Genomic DNA, 18,111 nt, shown 5'->3' on the forward strand with positions numbered 1-18,111 from the left:
GGTTCAACCCGGCTGCGCGATCTTGGCGGCCGGGGTGGCGTCGGTGGTCGGGCCTTCACCGGGCAGGGGCAGTGCGTCGGGCGACTGGCCATAGGTTTCCGGCACGCTCTGCACACTGATCACGAAGACCGCGTACATGCCGGCCGCCAGCCCGAACACGCCGACGAGGCCGAAGGCATCGAACAGGCGCCCGGCGACGAGCGGCATCAACGCGCCCGCCGCGGTGCCCGTGGCCAGGATGAAGGCAGTGCCGAAGGCCCGCACGCGCGTCGGGTAGAGCTCGGGCGCGAAGATCCAGATGGTCGTGTTCAGCAGCAGCACGAAGAACTGGAACACCGCGCCCGCAATGAGGATCACGGCGATGCTCTTGGCCACGAAACCGATCGTCAGGGCCGCCAGGCAGGCACACACGGCGCCGGCCGTCAACACGCGCTTGCGCGGAAAGTGAAAACCCAGCAGCGACGCCGCAATGGCGCCCAGCAGGCTGCCGCCCTGCATCACCATCGTGAACACCAGGCTCTTCGACATGCTGTAGCCCAGCGTGACGAGGATGGTCGGCATCAGCGTGAGCACCGAGATCTGCGCGCCGTAGGTCATCCAGATCGTGATGCACAGCGGGATGGTGCGCCGCGCCAGCGCACCGCGGAAGATCTCGGTGACGCGCACCTTGACCTTCGCAGGCTGCGCGTCCGCGCCGTCCTCGTTGATGTACTGCTGCTGCGGCACCTTCTTCGCCGAGAGCCGGCCCGACGCCAGCCGCGACAGCACCGCGTTCGTCTCCTTCACGCGGCCCTGCGAGAGCAGAAAGCGCGGCGTTTCCGGAATGTAGCGGCGATAGAACGCACCGAGCAGCGCCGGCACCATGAGGCAGGCAAAGAGCCAGCGCCACGCGTTGTCGCCCGGGAACATCCAGAACACCAGCAGGCCGAAGCCCGGCGCGAGGAAGTTGCCGAGGCCGCCTGCCCCCACGTTGACCAACCCCACTGCCGTGCCGCGGAACCTGGTCGAGCAGAACTCGGCCAGCATGGTCACCGCAATGGCGATCTCGCCGCCGAGTCCGAAGCCGACGATGGCACGCCCGAGCGCCATCACCGTGAAGTTCGGCGCCGTCGCGCAGACGCCCGCGCCCAGCGTGAACAGCAGCAGATCGAGCGACAGCATCACGCGGCGTCCGTAGCGATCGGCAATGAAGCCCGAAACGATCCGCCCGATCGCCGCACAGGTGAAGGTGACGGTGTTCAGCAGGCCGATGTCCGATGCGCTCAGGCCCCACTGCTGGCGCAGCATGGGCCCCACGATGCCGACGGCGTTCTGCTCGAAACTGTCGAACAGGCAACCGATCAGGATCAGAAAGATGATCGTGTGATGCGAGCGCGTGACACCGATCTTGTCGAGCGCGCGGTCGAGCTCGGCAACCCGGGGCGAGTCAGGCCCGGAGGAAAGTGCAGGTCCAGCCATTGGAAACCCCTTGAGAAAGGAAGAAGTGCTTGCTCGGTGCTGTCCGGAATCGCCTTTCGCATGCTATCGGCGACCTCGTTGCAATGACATATCGATTTCACCTATATATGTTTTGTGAAATTATGATTTCAGTCACAAGCAACCATGAGCAAGCGCCATGCCCGAACTTTCGGGGAATTACAGGGGAAATTTCAGGCCGGGCGCACCGTGAACGTGCGGGTGCGCACCGTTGGCGTGCGGCTCAGAGCTCGCCGTTTTCCTCGTGGCCGAGCTCGATGGCTGCCAGCCGCTTGCGGCCGGCGGAGCCGGAGGCCTCGATCACCATGGTGGCGAGCAGATCGCACACGCCCATCACCGCGGTGTGGTTGTCCAGCAGCCCGGGGCCGCGGCAATCGCACTGCAGCGACCAGGTGGCACCGGCAAAGTCCGGCGACGCCCGGTCGCTGATGTAGACGATGCGCGCGCCGATGCGGCTCGCGGCCTCGAGCAGGGTGTCCATCTGCCGCGTCTGCCGGCGCGTGCCGAAGACGATCACGCAGTCGCGCGTGCCCAGCCCGGCCAGGTGCTCGGCCAGCGTTTCTCCAGGCCCCGGAATGGCGGTGACGCGCGGGACCACCTGGATGATCTGCCAGCGCAGGTACTGCGCGAAGGCATGGCTGCTGCGGCTGCCGAAGATCAGCACCTGGTTCGCGCCGATGATCGCCTTGACGATCTCTGCCATCTGCCGGTCGTCGAGCCGATCGAAGGTGCTGGCCAGGTTGGCCTGAGACTGCTGGAAATGCGTGGCCACCAGGTGGCCCCGCTTGGAAGCCTCGGTGGCGTTCTGGAACAGCGGCGAGCCGGTCTGCTTTTCCTCACGGACCTGCCGCCGGGCCTCCTCGTAGTTCTCGTACCCGATGCGGCGGATGAAGCGGCTTACCGTCGAGGGCGACACGCCCGCAAGCTCCGCCAGTTCGTTACCGGCATAGCTCGCCAGCTCGCCCGGGAACTCCAGCACGAAGTCGGCAAGCTGGCGCTCCGTCGCGGACAGCTGGTCGAGCTGGCTGCGAACGCGGCGGACGAAGGAGTCTGCGGAAGGTGACATGGTGGTCTGGGCACGCGATGATGCCAGCTTCAACTGTTCGCGGATGCTAGAGCGCCCGCGACGAGCCCCGCACCACCAGCTCTCCAGGCAGCAGCAACTGGCGCGGCGCCGCGTCCAGTCCCCGCAGCCGCTCGATCAGGCAGGTAGCGGCGGTGCGGCCGATGGCGTCGGTGGGCTGGGCCACGGTGCTCAGGCCGGGACCGATGAGCGAGGCCCATTCCGGATCGTCGAAACCGACAAAGCCCAGGTCGGTGCCGAACTGCCAGCCCAGCCGCGCCATCGCCTGCGCAATGCGCAGCGTGACCACCGCATTGCCCGCGACCACGGCCGCGCGGCGGCCGCGCTTGGCGCGCTGGCGCAAGGCGCGCAAAGCCTCGTCGAGCGCATCGCTCTCACCCTCGACCGATTCGAACACCTCGCCCGCCACGCGCGGCTCATGCGCGGCCACGCAGGCGCCGAACGCTGCCGTGCGTTCGCGCCGCGAGCTCACGCCCTTCTGCGGCTCCGTGACGTAGAGCAGATCGCGGTAGCCGCCTTCGACCAGGTGGCCGCAGGTGGCCGTCATCGCGGCAGGGTTGTCGAGCGAGACGAAGTCCGTGTGCATGCCCGCGTGGCGGCGGTCGACCAGCACCGCCGGCTTGCCGTGCAGCGTGACCGCATCGACCACGTTGCTGCCTCGACCCAGCGTGTTGAGGATGAAGCCGTCGACCTGGTAGCCCGCCAGCGCATCGATGGCTTCGCGCTCGCGTTCGCTCTCGTTGCCGAGGTTGAACAGCATCACGAGATAGCCGGCGTCCTGGCAGGCCTTCTCGGCGCCGCGCAGCACCGCGACGGAATACGGGTTGGTGATGTCGGCCACGATCAGGCCGATGAGGCGCGAACGGCCATGGCTCAGGGCCTGCGCCATCGGGCTCGGCGAATAGGCGAGCGCGGCGATGGCGACTTCGACGCGCGCGGCGATGTCGGGGCTCAGCAGGCGTTCGCGGTGGTTGAGGAAGCGCGAGACGGTGGCCTTGGAGACGCCGGCCGCCGCGGCGACATCGGCGATGGTGGCGCGGCCCGTCGGCTTCATGGTCTTGCTCCTTCCCCTCCTGGGGGAAGGTTGGGGTGGGGGCAGGCAGAGTGCCCAGTGGATGCGCCGCTTGCCCCCACCCCTGCCCTCCCCCGGAAGGGGAGGGAGAAAAGCCTTGAGGGACTCATGCAGCCGCCGTGTCGTACGGCGCCGCCGGCTTCTCCCCGGCCAGCACCTGCAGCAGATTGGTCGTCGCCAGCTCCGCCATCGCGTGCCGGGTCTCGTGCGTGGCCGAGCCGATGTGCGGCAGCGGCGTCACGCGCGGATGCGTGCGCAGCGGCGAGTCGGCCGGCAGCGGCTCCTTCGCGAACACGTCGAGGCCGGCGGCGCGCAGCGTGCCGTGGTCGAGGGCGTGCAGCAGCGCGTCTTCGTTCACGGTGGCGCCTCGGCCGCCGTTGATGAAGGACGCACCGGGCTTCATGCGCGCGAAGAAGGCCGCGTCGATCATGCCGCGCGTCGCGTCGGTCAGCGGCAGCATCGCAAGCACGATGTCGGCGCGCGCGAGCAGATCGTCGAGCGGCGTGTGCGTGGCGCGGCCCTGCAGTTCGGGCGCCTGCGCAGGCAGGTCGACCGCGCGGCGCGAGTGGTAGAGCACCGGCATGCCGAAACCCAGTGCGGCGCGCCTTGCCACGGCCTGCCCGATACGGCCGAAGCCCAGGATGCCCAGCGTCTTGCCATGCACGTCAGTGCCGAAGAGCTCTTCGCCGATGTTCCTGGTCCATCGCCCTTCGCGCACGAGGTTCGAGAGTTCGACCACGCGGCGCTGCGTGGCCATGAGGATCGCGAACACCGTGTCGGCCACCGTCTCGGTGAGCACGTCGGGGGTGTGGCACAGCACGATGCCGCGCTTGTGCAGCTCGGCCAGCGGGTAGTTGTCGACACCGACCGACACGCTCGAAATGACTTGCAGCTGCGGCGCCGCATCGAGCAGCGCGGCATCGACCGTATGGCTCGATCCGATCAACCCGTGCGCGGTGCGCAGCGCGGCGGCGAAGGCCTCGGGCTCCTTGCGGGGATCGGCCACGGTGACGTGGTGCGCGGCCTGCAGGCGTGCCAGCTGATCCTCGGGCAGCGGCCGGAAGACGAGGATGTTCTTCTTCGATGCGTTCGTCATGGCGTTCAGAGCCCCGCTTCTTCGAGTTGCGCCCGCGTCGGCAGGCCTTCGGTATCGCCCAGCACCTGAACGGCGCGCGCGCCGATCCATGCGCCGCGGCGCACGGCATCGGGCACGCTGCGGCCTTCGAGCAGCGCGCTCACCACACCGGCCGCGAAGCCGTCGCCCGCGCCCACGGTGTCGATCACTTCCTTCACCGGAAAGCCGTCGACGCGGCCAGTGCCGGCCACGTCGCTGTCGTAGTAGGCGCCCTCGGCGCCGAGCTTGACGACCACCAGCTTCGCGCCGCGTTCGCGATAGAACTTCGCGACGTCCTCGGGCTTGTCGTGGCCCGTGAGCAGCAGTCCCTCTTCGATGCCGGGCAGCACCCAGTCGGCGCGCGAGGCGAGTTCGTTGACCCAATGGCGCATGGTCTCGGTGGACGACCACAGCGTCGGGCGCAGGTTGGTGTCGAAGGAGATGGTGCGGCCGGCCGCGCGCATCACGTCCATGGTCTTCAGCGCGGCCTGCAGGCTGGTGTCGGAGATGGCGGCGAACACGCCCGTGGCGTGCAAATGGCGCGCCGAGCGCAGCCAGGCCTCGTCGACGTCGGCCGGGCCCATGTGGCTCGCGGCCGAGCCCTTGCGGTGGTATTCGATCGGCGGGTCGCTGCCGTCGGTGACGCGGCCCTTGAACTGGAAGCCGGTGCGCTGCGTCGCGTCGGTGATCACGTGCGAGCAGTCGATGCCTTCGGCGCGCATCGCGGCCAGCAACGCGCGGCCCATCGAGTCGGTGCCCAGGCGGCTGGCCCACCCGACCTTGAGGCCCAGTCGCGAGAGGCCGATGGCCACGTTGGTCTCGGCGCCGGCGGTGCGCTTGTGGAACGACTGGGCGTCTTCCAGCGGACCGGGCCGGTCGGCCACGAGCAGCAGCATGGCTTCGCCGAACAGGGCGACGTCGAAAGCGGTGGGTTCTGTCATGTGTGTCTCTCGATCTATGCGCGCGCGGCGCGGATGAAATCGATCTGCGCGCGGGTAACGGCCAGCAGGTCGTCGCCTGCGAGAGGGTATTCGATGGCGTGGGGCACGTCAGCCGGCAATGCACGCAGCACCGCGCGCCACGGCGCGGCCGAATCGCCCAGCGGCACCGCCACCCACTTGTGCGGCAGGCGCTGCACGCCCTTGCAATGCACGTAGCGCACGCGGTGGCCCAGCGCCTGCGCCGCCTGCAGCGGGCATTCGCCGAGCCAGTGCCAGTTGCCCATGTCGAAGGTCATGCCGAGCGGCACCCCGGCACGGTCGGCCACCTCGAAGAAAGTCTGCAGCGCGGGCAGCGTGCCGGCGCGCACGGTCTGGTCGTTCTCGATGAGCAGCTCGACGCGTGTTTCGGCCAGTTCCACCTTCAGGCCCCAGAGCGAGCCGTGCGACGAGGCCTGGAAGTCGCCGATGGACATCTTGAGCCGCTTGGCGCCTATGCGCGTGGCCGCGGCGATGCCGCGCTTGAGCGCGGCGCTGTCGAGCCAGCCACCCTGGGCCCACAGGCCCTCGGGGCTGGAGTACACGGAAGCGAGCCCGCTCAGGGCGGGCAGTTCGGCCCCGGCGTCGCGCAGCATCTCGCCGCGCACTTCCACCGAATCGGCGCCAGCCGCCAATGCCAGCTGCGAGCACCAGAGCTGGCCATGCCGCCCCACCTCGGCCGCACCGAAGGACGACAGAGAAATCAGAACGGGAAAGGACATTCAGTGCGCTTGGTGGGAGCTGAGGATCTGGCCGAGGAACTGGCGCGTGCGCTCGTCCTTGGGGTTGCCGAAGAACTCTTCCGGCGGCGCCTGCTCGACGATCTTTCCGTCGGCCATGAAGATCACGCGATCGGCCACGCTGCGGGCAAAACCCATTTCGTGCGTCACGCACAGCATGGTCATGCCGTCTTCGGCAAGGCCGATCATGGTGTCGAGCACTTCCTTGACCATCTCGGGGTCGAGCGCGGAAGTGGGCTCGTCGAACAGCATGATCTTGGGCGCCATGCACAGCGCGCGGGCGATGGCCACGCGCTGCTGCTGGCCGCCGGAGAGCTGGCTCGGGTACTTGCCGGCCTGCTCGGGAATGCGTACGCGCGTGAGGTACTTCATGGCCACCTCTTCGGCTTGCGCCTTCGTCATGCCGCGCGAGCGCATCGGCGCCAGCGTGCAGTTCTCCAGGATGGTGAGGTGCGGGAACAGGTTGAACTGCTGGAACACCATGCCGACTTCGGCGCGCACGGCATCCACGTTCTTGCCGCCGGCCGTGAGGTCGATGCCGTCGACCACGATGCGGCCCTTCTGCACCGTCTCCAGCCGGTTGATGCAGCGGATGAGCGTCGACTTGCCCGAACCCGAAGGCCCGCAGATCACGATGCGCTCGCCCTGGCGCACCGACAGGTCGATGCCGGTCAACACCTGGAATTCACCGTACCACTTGTTGACCGCTTCCATGCGGATGATCGATTCCGTCGTCATGCTCGTTGTTCCGATACTCACTGTGGGGCGCCCTGCGCCTTCTCAAGGAACACCGCGGAACCGGCTTTGCCGGGCCGCAGGTGTTGCCCCCTGCAAGGGGGTTGGCGTAGCGACACGAAGTGCGCGAAGCCTGGGGGTTAGTTCATTTTCGGCAGGTCGGCCTGCAGCCACTTCTGATACAGCTTGTTGAGCTCGCCGTTGGCGGTGTTCTTCTGCACGAATTCGTTCACCGCCTTGTGCAGCTCTTCCTGGCCCGGACGCATCGCGATGCCCATCGACTGCTGCACCAGCGTGAACTTGTTTTCGTAGGTGCCGGCAGGCACGCGCTTGGCGATCTGTGCCGCCACGGTCACCGAGCAGCCGATGGCATCGACCTGGCCCGAGATCAGCGCCTGCATGGCCGAGGCGTCGTCGTCGAAACGGCGGATTTCGGTGCCTTCGGGCGCGGCCTTGGTCACGGCCACGTCCTGCGTCGAGGCGCGGGCCACGCCCACGCGCAGGCCCTTCAGGTCGCCCGCGGCCTTGATGGGGGCCTTGGTCGCGCCGTACAGCACGATGGTCGCGGCCGCGTAGGGCTGCGAGAACTGCACCTGCTTGGCACGCTCGGGCGTGATGGCCAGCGAGGCGACCAGCAGGTCGACCTTGTTGGTCAGCAGGAACGGGATGCGGTTGGGGCCCGTGACCGGCACGATGTTGGCCTTGACACCCCAGTCCTTCGCAAGCAGCTTGGCCACGTCGGCGTCGTAGCCGTCGGGCTGGTTCTTCGCATCGGTGGTGCCGTAGGGCGGAAAGTCGACCAGCATGCCGATGGTGATCTCGCCCTTCTTCTTGATGTCGGCCACCGACTGTGCCGAGGCGAAGGGTGCGAACACGGTGAGAGCGGCGCCGAGGCCCAGCACGGCGAGCGCGGCACGGCGGGTGGTGATACGGGTCATGGGTGTGTCTCCTGAATAAAGAAAGGAAGCGACGAGAAAGAGAAAACGGAAAGGGTCAGCGGGCAAGCGCCCGGGCGCGGCGGCGCTCCATGCGAGCGGCCAGCAGCGACAGCGGCCAGCAGATCGCGAAGTAGATGGCCGCCACCACCGAGAACACGATGAGCGGCTGGAAGGTGGCGTTGTTGACGATCTGCCCGGCGCGCGTGACTTCGACAAAACCGATGATGGCCGCGAGCGACGTCCCCTTGATGATCTGCACCACGTAGCCCACCGTGGGCGCCAGCGCGATCTTCAGCGCCTGCGGCAACACCACGTCGCGCATGCGGGACGTGTACCTGAGGCTCAGCGCCTCGGCGGCTTCCCACTGGCCGCGCGGAATGGCCTCGATGCAACCGCGCCAGATCTCGCCGAGGAAAGCGGCGCTGTTCAGGATGAGCGCGACACCGGCAGCCACCCACGGATTGATGTCCAACCCCAGCACCGGCGCGCCGAAGAACACCAGGAACAGCTGCAGCAGCAGCGGCGTGCCCTGGAAGATCTGGATGAAAGTGGTCGACACGCCGCGCGCCCACGTCGACTGCGACGTACGCATCAACGCGACGATGAGCCCCAGGATCGCGCCGCCCACGAAGGCGATGGCCGACAGCGCAAGCGTCCACTTGGCCGCTTCGAGGATGAAAAGGAATTCGGGAAAGCCGAAGGTGCGCATGGTGTTGTCTCCGTCCGTCGTTTCTTACCGGCGGTCCGGATAGTTGAGCGTGCGCCTGTAGATCAGCTTGAACATCGTCGAGAAGGCCAGCGCCAGCGCGAGGTAGATCGCAGCCACGACGATGTATATCTCGAAGCTGCGGAAGGTCTGCGACTGCAGGTTGGCGGCCACCGAGGTCAGGTCGTCGGCCGAGATGACCGACACCACCGCCGAGCTCAGCATCAGCAGGATGAACTGGCTCGTGAGCGCCGGGTAGATGGCCTTCAGCGCGGGCTTGATGATGACGAAGCGGAAGATTTCCCAGGGCTTGAGGTTGAGCGCCCTGCCCGCCTCGATCTGCCCCTTGGGGATCGACTCGATGCCCGCGCGGATGATCTCGGTCGCATACGCACCGAGGTTCACCACCATCGCCACCAGCGCGGCCGTCTGCGGCGACCAGCGCAGCCCGATGGCCGGCAGCGCGAAGAAGAAAAAGAACAGCTGCACGAGGAACGGCGTGTTGCGGATCACCTCGATATAGGCATTCACGATGAAGCGCAGCCAGCCAGGCCCGGAGGTCTTGCCCCAGGCGCAGAAGATGGCGACCACGAGGCCGAGCACCGTGGCCACGAGCGAGAGCTGGACCGTGATCCACGTGCCCTTGAGCAGCAACGGCCAGGCGGCGAAGACGGCGTCGAATTGAAACTGGTAGTTCATGAAGGGCGAACCCGGAAGGTGCGCGCGTGGCGCGTGCATGCCTCAAAAGCAATGCTTGCAGCTTATCTGAAACCGGTTTCATGATTGCCTAGGGATTCCCCTAAGTGGTCGTTTTGTCTCGCCTTCTGCCTACACTGAAGCCATGCTGAACCCACCCGCGGCCACCATGCCCACAGAGGCAACTGCGCTCTCCACAGGCGCCCCCACCGTGCAGCATTTCCGCCAGGCCCTGCTCTGGCCCTTGCGGCTGATGCCTGCGCCGGACGCCGGGCACGCGCACCACCACGCGCCCTGGCATGTGCTGCGCGAGATGGGCGATGCCTCGCCATGGCGCGAAGAGGTCGACGAATACACCGGCGACAGCAGCCGCTTTCACGAGCGGCACTACAACGAGTTCGTGAGCTTCCTGCCGTACGTGCAGCGCTTTCTCTACGGCGAGGGCCGCTCCCGCAACGGCAGCAGCGGCGGTCCGGCCTCCGGCAACGACGGCGATTCACCGATGCGCGTCTTCCGCCGCCAAGACATCGCATCGGTGCGCGTGGTGGCCCGCGCGGGCGACGCGCCCGTCACGCTCGACGTGGTGCATTGCGACCTCTACTTCTTCTTCGACATCGACGTGGTCATGGTGAACCTCGAGGTCGGGGCCGACCACCTGAGCCTCGCGCAGGCGCAGGAAATCCTCTACCGCTTCGGCCGCGCCTACCCCTCCGGCTGGGAGCCCGATGGTTCGGCGCTGCATTGCATGGCGAGCGTCGAATGGCTGGGCGCCGACGGCCGCGTCCTCGCAAGCTCCGACGCGCAGCAGCGCGAGAGCTTCCTCTCGCACGTGGCGCAGCACCGCGCGCCGCGCATCTCTTCGCACTGGGCCTACCTGATGCAGCCGCTGGTGAGCGACCATTCGGAAGACCCCGGCGTGCTGCGCTACCGGCAGATCGAGTACTACCGCATGCCGGTCATGGCCTACCTCTCGCTGGACGACCCGTGCCGCCTCACGCGCGACGACTTCGTGCGGCTCGCGCTGGTAACGGGTGCCGGCACCACCGACGCGCACCTGCCCTACGCCGACCACCATCTCGCCGACTTCGAGCACAAGTACTGCTACGACCGCTTCTGGGTCAACGCCGGCGCAGCACCCAACACGCGCTACCTGTGCAACGGCCACGCCCTCATCGTGGTGGGCGATGCGCACTCCGAGTTCTTCTGCTGCCGCGACCGCGGCGTGCTCGCGCAGTTCAGGCACCAGCACTTCCTGCTGTTCCTCATCGCGCATTTCCAGAAGGCCTCGCTGCTGATGTTCTCCGACCAGCTGGTGGAGGCGCTCAAGCGGCTCGACATCCGCAGCACGCCGAGCGTGAAGCAGTTCAAGCGCGCGATCCGCGCGAGCTTCGAGCGCTTCCTGCGCTTCACGCACCGCTACTGGTTCCACGAGATCTCGGAACAGGCGCAGGTGCGCGCGCTGTCGCACATGTGTGCCGCGCACCTCGGGCTCGACCCGCTCTACGACGAGGTCAAGGCGCGCATCGCCGACATGAACACATATCTCGACGCCGACAGCCTGCGCCGGCAGGCCAGCACCGTGGTGCGCCTCACGGTGGTCACGCTGTTCGGCCTGATCGGCACCATCACCACCGGCTTCCTCGGCATGAACCTGTTGGCCGAGGCCGACGCACCGCTGTGGCGCAAGGCGTTGTGGTTCGGCGTGGTGTTCGTCCTTACGACCTGGCTCACCATCTACACGATGGTGAAGTCGCAGCGGCTGTCGGATTTCATCGACGCGCTGTCGAACGACAGGCTGGGCTTCAAGGGGAAGATGGCCGCGCTGGCGCGGGTGTGGCGGCCGGGGGCCGACTGATCAGAACGCGATGTCGGCGCTGGCCACCGCGCGAATCGGCACGCCGAAGCTCGTGATGTCCGACAGCGTGGCGTTGTGATGCGCACGGATCTGCGCACCCGTCGCGTGCGGCTTGTCGTGCGAGGTGTGCGCGTCGGCTGCGAGCACCACGTGGTAGCCCAGCGCGGCGGCGCGGCGCACGGTGGTGTCGACGCAAAACTCCGACGAATAGCCGCAGACCACCACGCACTTCACGCCATGCTCCGACAGCCAGGCTTCGAGCGGCGTGCGCAGAAAGGAGTCGGGCGTGGTCTTGCGGATGCGGACGTCGCGCGAATCGGTGTTCAGCGCACCGGCGAGCTGCCAGCGCTCGGAATCGAATTCCAGGTCGACCGCATTCTCGTGCTGGATGAAGGCCACGGGCACACCGGCTGCACGGGCACGTTCGGTGAGCGCATTGATGCGCTGCATCACTTGCCCGGCTTCATGGGGGCGCGGCGGATCGTCGCAAAGGCCACGTTGGACGTCGATGACGAGGACGGCAGTGTTCATGCGCCCATCGTAGCGGCTCCCCTCAGTTCCAGGCACTCACTTCGAGCCGTACTTTCCCGCTGATGCCGGGCGCCGCCGGTGCGGCGCCGAGGCTCGACAGCGGCACCATGAACTGCAGCTTGCCGCTGGCCAGCTGCTTCGGGCTCATCGGCAGCGAGGCCTGCCCCGCCGTGTCGGTCTGCCAGCCGTACTTGACGTTCCAGCTCTGCGCCGGATCGCCAGGCGCGGGCGGCGCGATCTCGATGACCAGCGTGTCGCGGAACAGCGAGCTGCCTTCGTAGTGACCATCGAGCCAGAACTTGTTGTTGACCTGGTAGTCGGGCACGCGCACGCCCAGCGTCATGGCATAGGCAAGCGTCGGGCGGTCCTGCTTCACGCGGGCCCTGTTGGCGAGAAACACGGTGGAAAGGTAGATCGACCGGCGATCCGCCTTGGCCGGGTCGGTCAGTTCCTTGTGCGTACGGCAGGCGGGCGAATCTTCCTCGGCCACGCGCCGGCTCAGGTACCAGCGCTTGCCGCGCGGTGCGGCGAGCAGCTCGACCTGGTAGAGCGCATCGACGTCGGCGCCCTTGGGCAGGTCGGGCGGCAGCGTGACGCCCTCAATGTCGAACCACAGATCGACCCGCACGTCGCCGAACAGGAAGCGCACGAGGTTCTGGTAGGCCTCCTCCGAATTGACGATGCCGAAGAAGCCCGAGTGCGAGCGGTAGGTGTAGGCGGTGGCCACCGGCTGCGTCTTGCCCGCAGCGTCGGAGGCCCAGAGCGAGGCGTTCTCGATGCGCACGAGCCCATCGCTGCCGTGGCCCGCGAACATGCGCGACAGGCCCTTGGCGCTTTCGTAGTCGCCGCGATTGGTACCGACCATGCAGAAGAAGCGCTCGGCCGGAAAGGCCGTGGCCGGCAGGTAGTCCATGCGGCCGTTGACCGCCGGCGTGGCCAGGAACTCCGACATCTTCTCGCGGTTGAAGGTGTTCATCTCAGCCGCCGTAAGCCAGGCCGGCACGTTGATGCCGCCCATGTCGATGCCGTTGTGCGGCGTGGCATAGGTGAACACCTTGTCGACGCACGCACGCGCGGCCGCATCGCCGAGCTCGGGGTTCTGCAGGAAGGCGCGCACCACCAGGCCGCCCATCGAATGCGCGACGAGGTAGCAGCGGAAATCCGCGGGCGAGGAGCCGGACCCCTCGCGCAGCGCCACGAGGTCGCGCACGCGCAGGATCAACTGGCTCAGGCCTTGCGCGTACACCTTGATGTCCCTGGCCCGGCCATCGCCGAGCAGCTCGGAGCCCGAGTCGTAGTAGCGGTAGATGATGACCGAAGCCGAGGGAATGCCGTCGACGTCCCTGCCGTTTTCATCGGGCGAGGGCTTCCAGTCGGGGTCGAGGATGTCCAGCCCGTTCTGGTAGACGCTCTGGTACTGGAAGTCAGCCAGCAGCCGCACCATGGGCGACTCGAAGACGAACTTCTGCGCCGGCGCTTCCTTCTTGACGGTGGCGCGATACACCGTGGAGCCGATGTTGAAACCGCAGAACGGATCGGCGGCGGTGTCATCGCGCTCCGCTTCGGTCATGGCGTAGCCACGCACGTAGATGATGGGGTAGCGATTGCTGCTCATGGCTCTGCCGCCTCGTTCCTTGGGATCGATGAAGATTTTCAGTTTGCCGAGGGGTGAAGGGGAGCGCCATATCGCGCATGGCATAGGACTGTTCGCTGTTTCGCCCCGGACAAGCGTCCCGGATACCCCCGCTCCCCAAATGTTTCTACGGTTGAAACCATTGAAACGCGCATCGTCGCTAGTCTCGCGCCATCCGACAAACACAATCCAGAAGGCACTCCCATGGCTGACGATCCAGGTTCGCAGGGCTCCTACCTGCCTCAACTGCTGCGCCGTGGCACTGCATTGGCGGCCGCCGGCTGCGCGTTCGTGGCGGGATGCGGCGCCGCCGGCGGCGGCGAAACGCGCTACGACAACTCGCCGCAATTCCGCGACGGCGGCTTCCACAACATGGCCAACCCCGACCTGCCGACCCAGGCCAGCGCATGGCGCATCTGGTCGCGCTTCATCGTGGGCAGCAAGGTCGACACCGTGCCGGTCGATGCGATCCCCGTGCAGGCGCTGAACCGCGGCGCGCTCGATGCGCTCGACACCAAGGCCAACCACGTGGTGCGCCTCGGCCACTCGTCGCATCTGCTGAAGCTGCGCGGCAAGTACTGGCTGATCGACCCGGTGTTCAGCGACCGTGCATCGCCGGTGCAGTGGGCCGGGCCGAAGCGCTTTCACCAGCCGCCGATCGCGCTCGAACAGCTGCCGCCGATAGAGGGCGTGATCCTTTCGCACGACCACTACGACCACCTCGACGTGGCGACCATCGAGTACCTCTCGAAGAGCGTGCAGCGCTACTTCGTGCCGCTGGGCGTGCGCACGCGGCTGGTGGTGATGGGCGTGCCGGCCGAGCGCGTGAGCGAGCTCGACTGGTGGCAAAGCGGCGAACACGACGGCGTGAAGCTCACCGCCACGCCTGCGCAGCATTTTTCGGGCCGCACGCTGGGCGACCGCGACCGCACGCTATGGGCCTCATGGGTAGTGCAGAGCGGCGAGCAGCGCCTGTTCTACAGCGGGGATTCGGGCTACTTCCCCGGCTTCAAGCAGATCGGTGAACGCTTCGGCGGCTTCGACATCGCGCTGATGGAAAACGGCGCCTACGACAACATGTGGCCGGCCGTGCACATGACGCCCGAGCAAAGCGTGCAGGCCTTCGAGGACCTGCGCGGCAAGGTGTTCTTCTCGGTGCACAACAGCACCTTCGACCTTTCCTTCCACACCTGGCACGACCCGCTGGACCGCATCGCGAACCTCGCGGAGGCAAAGAAGATCGAGCTGGCGACGCCGGTGATCGGGGAGGTGGTGACGGTGGGGCAGGCGCGGACCAACACGCGGTGGTGGCAAGGGTTGCGCTAGTCGCAACGCGAAGCGCTGGGCTCCTCGATACGTGAAACCTCGCCGTTTCCGGCCAGAACAATCCTGCGCAACTGAATGGTGCAGCGAGGCGCCGATGCAGGCCAGAGAAAAATCGCTTCGTACTGTTCGCCGCTGCGAGGGACGAAGCGAACGGTTCCCACGCAATTCGACCACACGGTGCTGCCGCCAGCCAGCAGCACCACTTCAACGTCCGCCGGAATGATCCGCTCAGAGCTCATGAAGTCGGTACTCAGACGGGGCGCCATGCCTACCCTCCTGGACTCCGATCGCTCGTTGAAGAGCACACCGCCCTTGGGTCCCTCCCTGCGGCAACTCTCGCGCACCGCGAAGGAGTAAGAGATCACCCGGGCCGACGCATTCTGGACAACACGCAGTCTTGCAGTCCTGTCGCCCATCGCGTCCTTGTATTCGACGCTCGCACACCCCGACAACACAGCCGCTGCGCCTGCGAACGCGATATAGCGAACGCAACCGAGCAGTCCCTCAGCTACTGCCATAACGCTCTCTCCTCCTGCTGTTCGACTCCAAGCGCAAGCGGCCATGTTTACTCGCCGCGCTCCTTGCGCTCCCGCGCGCGCCGCACCTGCCGCGTCTCGTTCGCCTGCGAAGCAATGCAGTCTTTCTCGCGCTTCTTCGCCGCCCGCTTTTCGCGCATGCGCCGGCCCAGCACATAGCTGCCGAAGCCGGTGACCACGGCAATGAAGATCCCGATGACGCTGATGTCGATGCCGCCCATTACTGCACCCGCACGATGCTCGACGGCTTGAAGCCGAGGTCGGCCGCCTTGCCCTTGCGTGCACGGCTGCCGCGGGCGTTGTTGAGTGTGCGGATTTCCAGCGTTTCATCGCGCTCCTTGCCGCCGCGGCCGATGCCCTCGATCTTCACGCTTCGCGTGTAGGCCGCGGCGCCGGCCAGGGTGTCCTTGGCCTCGAGGTCGATCAGCGTGAGGCCGCGCCCTCCCTTCGGCAGGCTCTTGAGCTCGGCGATGTCGAAGGTCAGGATGCGGCCGCCGGTCGAGGCGCAGGCCACGTGCGTGGCGGCAGGCATCGGCTCGGCGCCGCTCGCGCCGCCCACCAGCGACGGACGGCACAGCTGCTCGCCCTCGCCCACGTCGATGAAGGCCTTGCCGCCGCGCTGGCGCGACATCATGTTCTCGACCGTGGCGATGAAGCCGTAGCCACCGGTGTTGGCAAGCAGCACGCTGGCGCCGACGGGGCCGGCGAAGAAATGCGTGACGTGCGTGCCGGCATCGAGCTCGATGAGCGTGGTGACCGGCTGGCCGTCGCCGCGCGCGCCGGGCAGCGAGGACACGGGCACGGTGTAGACGCGCACGCTCTTGTCCTTGGCACTGCCGAAGACCAACAGCGTGTCGACGCTACGGCATTCGAAGGCGCCGTAGAGCGAGTCGCCGGACTTGAAGCTGTATTCCGGCGCTGCGCCCTTCTCTGCGTTCGCACCGTTGCCCGCAGCCTTCTCGCTCGCCCAGCCCTTCTGCGCACGGACCCAGCCCTTCTGCGACACGATGACGGTGACGGGCTCGTCGACCACCTTCACCTCGGCCACGGCGCGCTTCTCGGCCTGGATGAGCGTGCGGCGCGCGTCCTCGAAGGTCTTGGCGTCGGCCTCGATTTCCTTCACGAGCAGGCGGCGCAATGCGGTCGGGCTGCCGAGAATGTCTTCGAGCTTCTTCTGCTCGTCGCGCAGGCCCGAAAGCTCCTGCTCGATCTTGATGGCTTCGAGCCGCGCAAGTTGGCGCAGGCGAATTTCAAGAATGTCCTCGGCCTGCCGTTCGCTGAGATTGAAGCGTGCGATGAGCGCGGCCTTCGGGTCTTCCGCCGCGCGGATGATCGCGATCACCTCGTCGATGTTCAGCAGCACCAGCTGACGGCCTTCGAGGATGTGGATGCGTTCCAGCACCTTGTTGAGCCGGTGCCGCGAGCGCTTCTCGACGGTAACCTCGCGGAACGCGATCCACTCGTTGAGCATCTGGCGCAGCGACTTCTGCGTGGGCTTGCCGTCGATGCCGACCATCGTGAGGTTGATCGGCGACGAGGTTTCGAGCGAGGTCTGCGCGAGCAGCGTGGTGATGAACTCGTCCTGGCTGATGCGCGAGGTCTTGGGCTCGAACACCAGGCGCACGGCCGCGTCCTTGCTGGACTCGTCGCGCACCACGTCGAGCACCGACAGCATCGCGGCCTTCAGCTGCGTCTGGTCGGCGCTCAGCGCCTTCTTGCCGGTCTTGACCTTCGGGTTGGTGATTTCCTCGATCTCTTCGAGCACCTTCTGCGTGCTGACGCCCGGCGGCAGCTCGTTGACCACCAACTGCCATTGGCCGCGCGCGAGGTCTTCGATCTTCCAGCGCGCACGCACCTTGAGCGAGCCGCGGCCGGTGCGGTAGGCATCGGCGATGTCGCCCGCGCTGCTGATGATCTGCGCGCCGCCCGGGTAGTCGGGGCCGGGCACGATGGCGAAGAGTTCTTCCTCGCTGAGCTTGCCGTTCGACTTGATCAGCGCCACGCAGGCGTCGGCAATCTCGCGCAGGTTGTGGCTCGGGATCTCGGTGGCAAGGCCGACCGCGATGCCGCTGGCGCCATTGAGCAGCGTGAACGGCAGCCGCGCGGGCAGCAGGCGCGGCTCTTCGGTGCTGCCGTCGTAGTTGGGAATGAAGTCGACCGTGCCTTCATCGATCTCGTCGAGCAGCAGGCTGGTGATGCGCGCCAGTCGCGCTTCGGTGTAGCGCATGGCCGCGGCGCCGTCGCCGTCGCGGCTGCCGAAGTTGCCCTGGCCGTCGACCAGCGGATAGCGCTGCGAAAAATCTTGCGCCATGCGCACCAGCGCGTCGTACGCGGCCTGGTCGCTGTGCGGGTGGAAGCGGCCGAGCACGTCGCCGACCACGCGCGCGCTCTTCACGGGCTTGGCACCCACGGTGCCGTTGGTGCCGCCGAAGCCCAGGCCCATGCGCGACATCGAGTACAGGATGCGGCGCTGCACCGGCTTCTGGCCGTCGGACACATCGGGCAGCGCGCGGCCCTTGACCACGCTGAGCGCGTATTCGAGGTAGGCGGTCTGGGCGTAGTCGGCGAGGGTCAGGGTCGTGTCGCCGTCGGTGGGACCCTGGAGATCGAGCGGAGGTTGAGAGTCGTCCATGAATGAGAGGGAAAGAAAAACAGTTGCTTGAGGCTGCGCGCCTTGTTTGCGGTCGCGAGG

17 protein-coding genes are annotated in these 18,111 nt (G+C 67.0%); 2 read left to right on the forward strand and 15 right to left on the reverse strand.

The window, feature by feature from the left end:
- Positions 1-3 precede the first annotated feature (3 nt).
- The 10 genes from ACCC97_RS12045 to ACCC97_RS12090 all read right to left on the reverse strand — a co-directional run bounded on the left by ACCC97_RS12045 (position 4) and on the right by ACCC97_RS12090 (position 9,541).
- The gene (locus ACCC97_RS12045; protein ID WP_413332990.1) at positions 4-1,458 is read right to left on the reverse strand and encodes an MFS transporter; all 1,455 of its coding nucleotides are present in this window, start codon (positions 1,456-1,458) and stop codon (positions 4-6) included.
- 241 nt (positions 1,459-1,699) lie between these two features.
- Positions 1,700-2,542, reverse strand: a complete 843-nt coding sequence (locus ACCC97_RS12050) for a MurR/RpiR family transcriptional regulator (protein ID WP_007838561.1) — start codon at positions 2,540-2,542, stop codon at positions 1,700-1,702.
- Between the two features lie 46 nt (positions 2,543-2,588).
- Entirely contained in the window at positions 2,589-3,614 is a 1,026-nt protein-coding gene (locus ACCC97_RS12055; protein WP_413316137.1) for a substrate-binding domain-containing protein, read from the reverse strand.
- Positions 3,615-3,738: 124 nt separating this feature from the next.
- Positions 3,739-4,728: a 2-hydroxyacid dehydrogenase gene (locus ACCC97_RS12060; protein WP_413332992.1), complete on the reverse strand. Its 990-nt coding sequence runs from the start codon at positions 4,726-4,728 to the stop codon at positions 3,739-3,741.
- Positions 4,729-4,733: 5 nt separating this feature from the next.
- Positions 4,734-5,687: a sugar kinase gene (locus tag ACCC97_RS12065; RefSeq protein WP_413332994.1), complete on the reverse strand. Its 954-nt coding sequence runs from the start codon at positions 5,685-5,687 to the stop codon at positions 4,734-4,736.
- 14 nt (positions 5,688-5,701) lie between these two features.
- Positions 5,702-6,445 (reverse strand): sugar phosphate isomerase/epimerase family protein, encoded by a 744-nt coding sequence (locus tag ACCC97_RS12070; RefSeq protein ID WP_007838569.1) that lies wholly within the window; start codon positions 6,443-6,445, stop codon positions 5,702-5,704.
- Complete coding sequence (locus ACCC97_RS12075; RefSeq protein WP_007838571.1) at positions 6,446-7,201, reverse strand: amino acid ABC transporter ATP-binding protein; 756 nt, start codon at positions 7,199-7,201, stop codon at positions 6,446-6,448.
- A 137-nt stretch (positions 7,202-7,338) separates the two neighbouring features.
- Complete coding sequence (locus ACCC97_RS12080; protein ID WP_413316368.1) at positions 7,339-8,136, reverse strand: transporter substrate-binding domain-containing protein; 798 nt, start codon at positions 8,134-8,136, stop codon at positions 7,339-7,341.
- Positions 8,137-8,191: 55 nt separating this feature from the next.
- A complete protein-coding gene (locus ACCC97_RS12085; protein WP_007835641.1) occupies positions 8,192-8,845 on the reverse strand; it encodes an amino acid ABC transporter permease in 654 nt (217 codons plus the stop codon).
- Between the two features lie 24 nt (positions 8,846-8,869).
- Positions 8,870-9,541 (reverse strand): amino acid ABC transporter permease, encoded by a 672-nt coding sequence (locus ACCC97_RS12090; RefSeq protein ID WP_007835644.1) that lies wholly within the window; start codon positions 9,539-9,541, stop codon positions 8,870-8,872.
- 142 nt (positions 9,542-9,683) lie between these two features.
- Here ACCC97_RS12090 and ACCC97_RS12095 point away from each other — a divergent pair, with 142 nt between their 5' ends.
- Positions 9,684-11,393, forward strand: a complete 1,710-nt coding sequence (locus tag ACCC97_RS12095; RefSeq protein ID WP_413332997.1) for a hypothetical protein — start codon at positions 9,684-9,686, stop codon at positions 11,391-11,393.
- Here the strand turns inward: ACCC97_RS12095 and ACCC97_RS12100 are convergent, their stop codons facing one another.
- Both ACCC97_RS12100 and ACCC97_RS12105 read right to left on the reverse strand, forming a co-directional pair.
- A complete protein-coding gene (locus tag ACCC97_RS12100; RefSeq protein ID WP_007835646.1) occupies positions 11,394-11,924 on the reverse strand; it encodes a cysteine hydrolase family protein in 531 nt (176 codons plus the stop codon).
- Positions 11,925-11,946: 22 nt separating this feature from the next.
- Entirely contained in the window at positions 11,947-13,539 is a 1,593-nt protein-coding gene (locus tag ACCC97_RS12105) for an esterase/lipase family protein (RefSeq protein WP_413332999.1), read from the reverse strand.
- 222 nt (positions 13,540-13,761) lie between these two features.
- Here ACCC97_RS12105 and ACCC97_RS12110 point away from each other — a divergent pair, with 222 nt between their 5' ends.
- Positions 13,762-14,883 (forward strand): MBL fold metallo-hydrolase, encoded by a 1,122-nt coding sequence (locus ACCC97_RS12110; RefSeq protein WP_413333001.1) that lies wholly within the window; start codon positions 13,762-13,764, stop codon positions 14,881-14,883.
- Here ACCC97_RS12110 and ACCC97_RS12115 read toward each other — a convergent pair.
- From ACCC97_RS12115 to parC, 3 genes are read right to left on the reverse strand one after another with little or no spacing between them, the layout of a single operon-like run.
- Positions 14,880-15,401, reverse strand: coding sequence for a hypothetical protein (locus tag ACCC97_RS12115; RefSeq protein ID WP_007835649.1), 522 nt, complete (start codon positions 15,399-15,401; stop codon positions 14,880-14,882). The genes ACCC97_RS12110 and ACCC97_RS12115 overlap by 4 nt on opposite strands.
- Before the next feature lie 47 nt (positions 15,402-15,448).
- Positions 15,449-15,640, reverse strand: coding sequence for a hypothetical protein (locus ACCC97_RS12120; protein ID WP_413333003.1), 192 nt, complete (start codon positions 15,638-15,640; stop codon positions 15,449-15,451).
- A complete protein-coding gene (gene parC / locus ACCC97_RS12125; RefSeq protein ID WP_413333005.1) occupies positions 15,640-18,051 on the reverse strand; it encodes a DNA topoisomerase IV subunit A in 2,412 nt (803 codons plus the stop codon). Before parC ends, ACCC97_RS12120 begins: the two co-directional genes overlap by 1 nt.
- Between the last annotated feature and the right edge of the window lie 60 nt (positions 18,052-18,111).

It is taken from the genome of Variovorax sp. Varisp85 (assembly GCF_047304045.1).
Lineage (GTDB): Bacteria > Pseudomonadota > Gammaproteobacteria > Burkholderiales > Burkholderiaceae_C > Variovorax.

Coding starts and splice junctions, on each gene's coding strand:
- ACCC97_RS12045 (WP_413332990.1), bottom strand. CDS start 1,458: ATGGCTGGACCTGCACTTTCCTCCGGGCCTGACTCGCCCCGGGTTGCC.
- ACCC97_RS12050 (WP_007838561.1), bottom strand. CDS start 2,542: ATGTCACCTTCCGCAGACTCCTTCGTCCGCCGCGTTCGCAGCCAGCTC.
- ACCC97_RS12055 (WP_413316137.1), bottom strand. CDS start 3,614: ATGAAGCCGACGGGCCGCGCCACCATCGCCGATGTCGCCGCGGCGGCC.
- ACCC97_RS12060 (WP_413332992.1), bottom strand. CDS start 4,728: ATGACGAACGCATCGAAGAAGAACATCCTCGTCTTCCGGCCGCTGCCC.
- ACCC97_RS12065 (WP_413332994.1), bottom strand. CDS start 5,687: ATGACAGAACCCACCGCTTTCGACGTCGCCCTGTTCGGCGAAGCCATG.
- ACCC97_RS12070 (WP_007838569.1), bottom strand. CDS start 6,445: ATGTCCTTTCCCGTTCTGATTTCTCTGTCGTCCTTCGGTGCGGCCGAG.
- ACCC97_RS12075 (WP_007838571.1), bottom strand. CDS start 7,201: ATGACGACGGAATCGATCATCCGCATGGAAGCGGTCAACAAGTGGTAC.
- ACCC97_RS12080 (WP_413316368.1), bottom strand. CDS start 8,136: ATGACCCGTATCACCACCCGCCGTGCCGCGCTCGCCGTGCTGGGCCTC.
- ACCC97_RS12085 (WP_007835641.1), bottom strand. CDS start 8,845: ATGCGCACCTTCGGCTTTCCCGAATTCCTTTTCATCCTCGAAGCGGCC.
- ACCC97_RS12090 (WP_007835644.1), bottom strand. CDS start 9,541: ATGAACTACCAGTTTCAATTCGACGCCGTCTTCGCCGCCTGGCCGTTG.
- ACCC97_RS12095 (WP_413332997.1), top strand. CDS start 9,684: ATGCTGAACCCACCCGCGGCCACCATGCCCACAGAGGCAACTGCGCTC.
- ACCC97_RS12100 (WP_007835646.1), bottom strand. CDS start 11,924: ATGAACACTGCCGTCCTCGTCATCGACGTCCAACGTGGCCTTTGCGAC.
- ACCC97_RS12105 (WP_413332999.1), bottom strand. CDS start 13,539: ATGAGCAGCAATCGCTACCCCATCATCTACGTGCGTGGCTACGCCATG.
- ACCC97_RS12110 (WP_413333001.1), top strand. CDS start 13,762: ATGGCTGACGATCCAGGTTCGCAGGGCTCCTACCTGCCTCAACTGCTG.
- ACCC97_RS12115 (WP_007835649.1), bottom strand. CDS start 15,401: ATGGCAGTAGCTGAGGGACTGCTCGGTTGCGTTCGCTATATCGCGTTC.
- ACCC97_RS12120 (WP_413333003.1), bottom strand. CDS start 15,640: ATGGGCGGCATCGACATCAGCGTCATCGGGATCTTCATTGCCGTGGTC.
- parC (WP_413333005.1), bottom strand. CDS start 18,051: ATGGACGACTCTCAACCTCCGCTCGATCTCCAGGGTCCCACCGACGGC.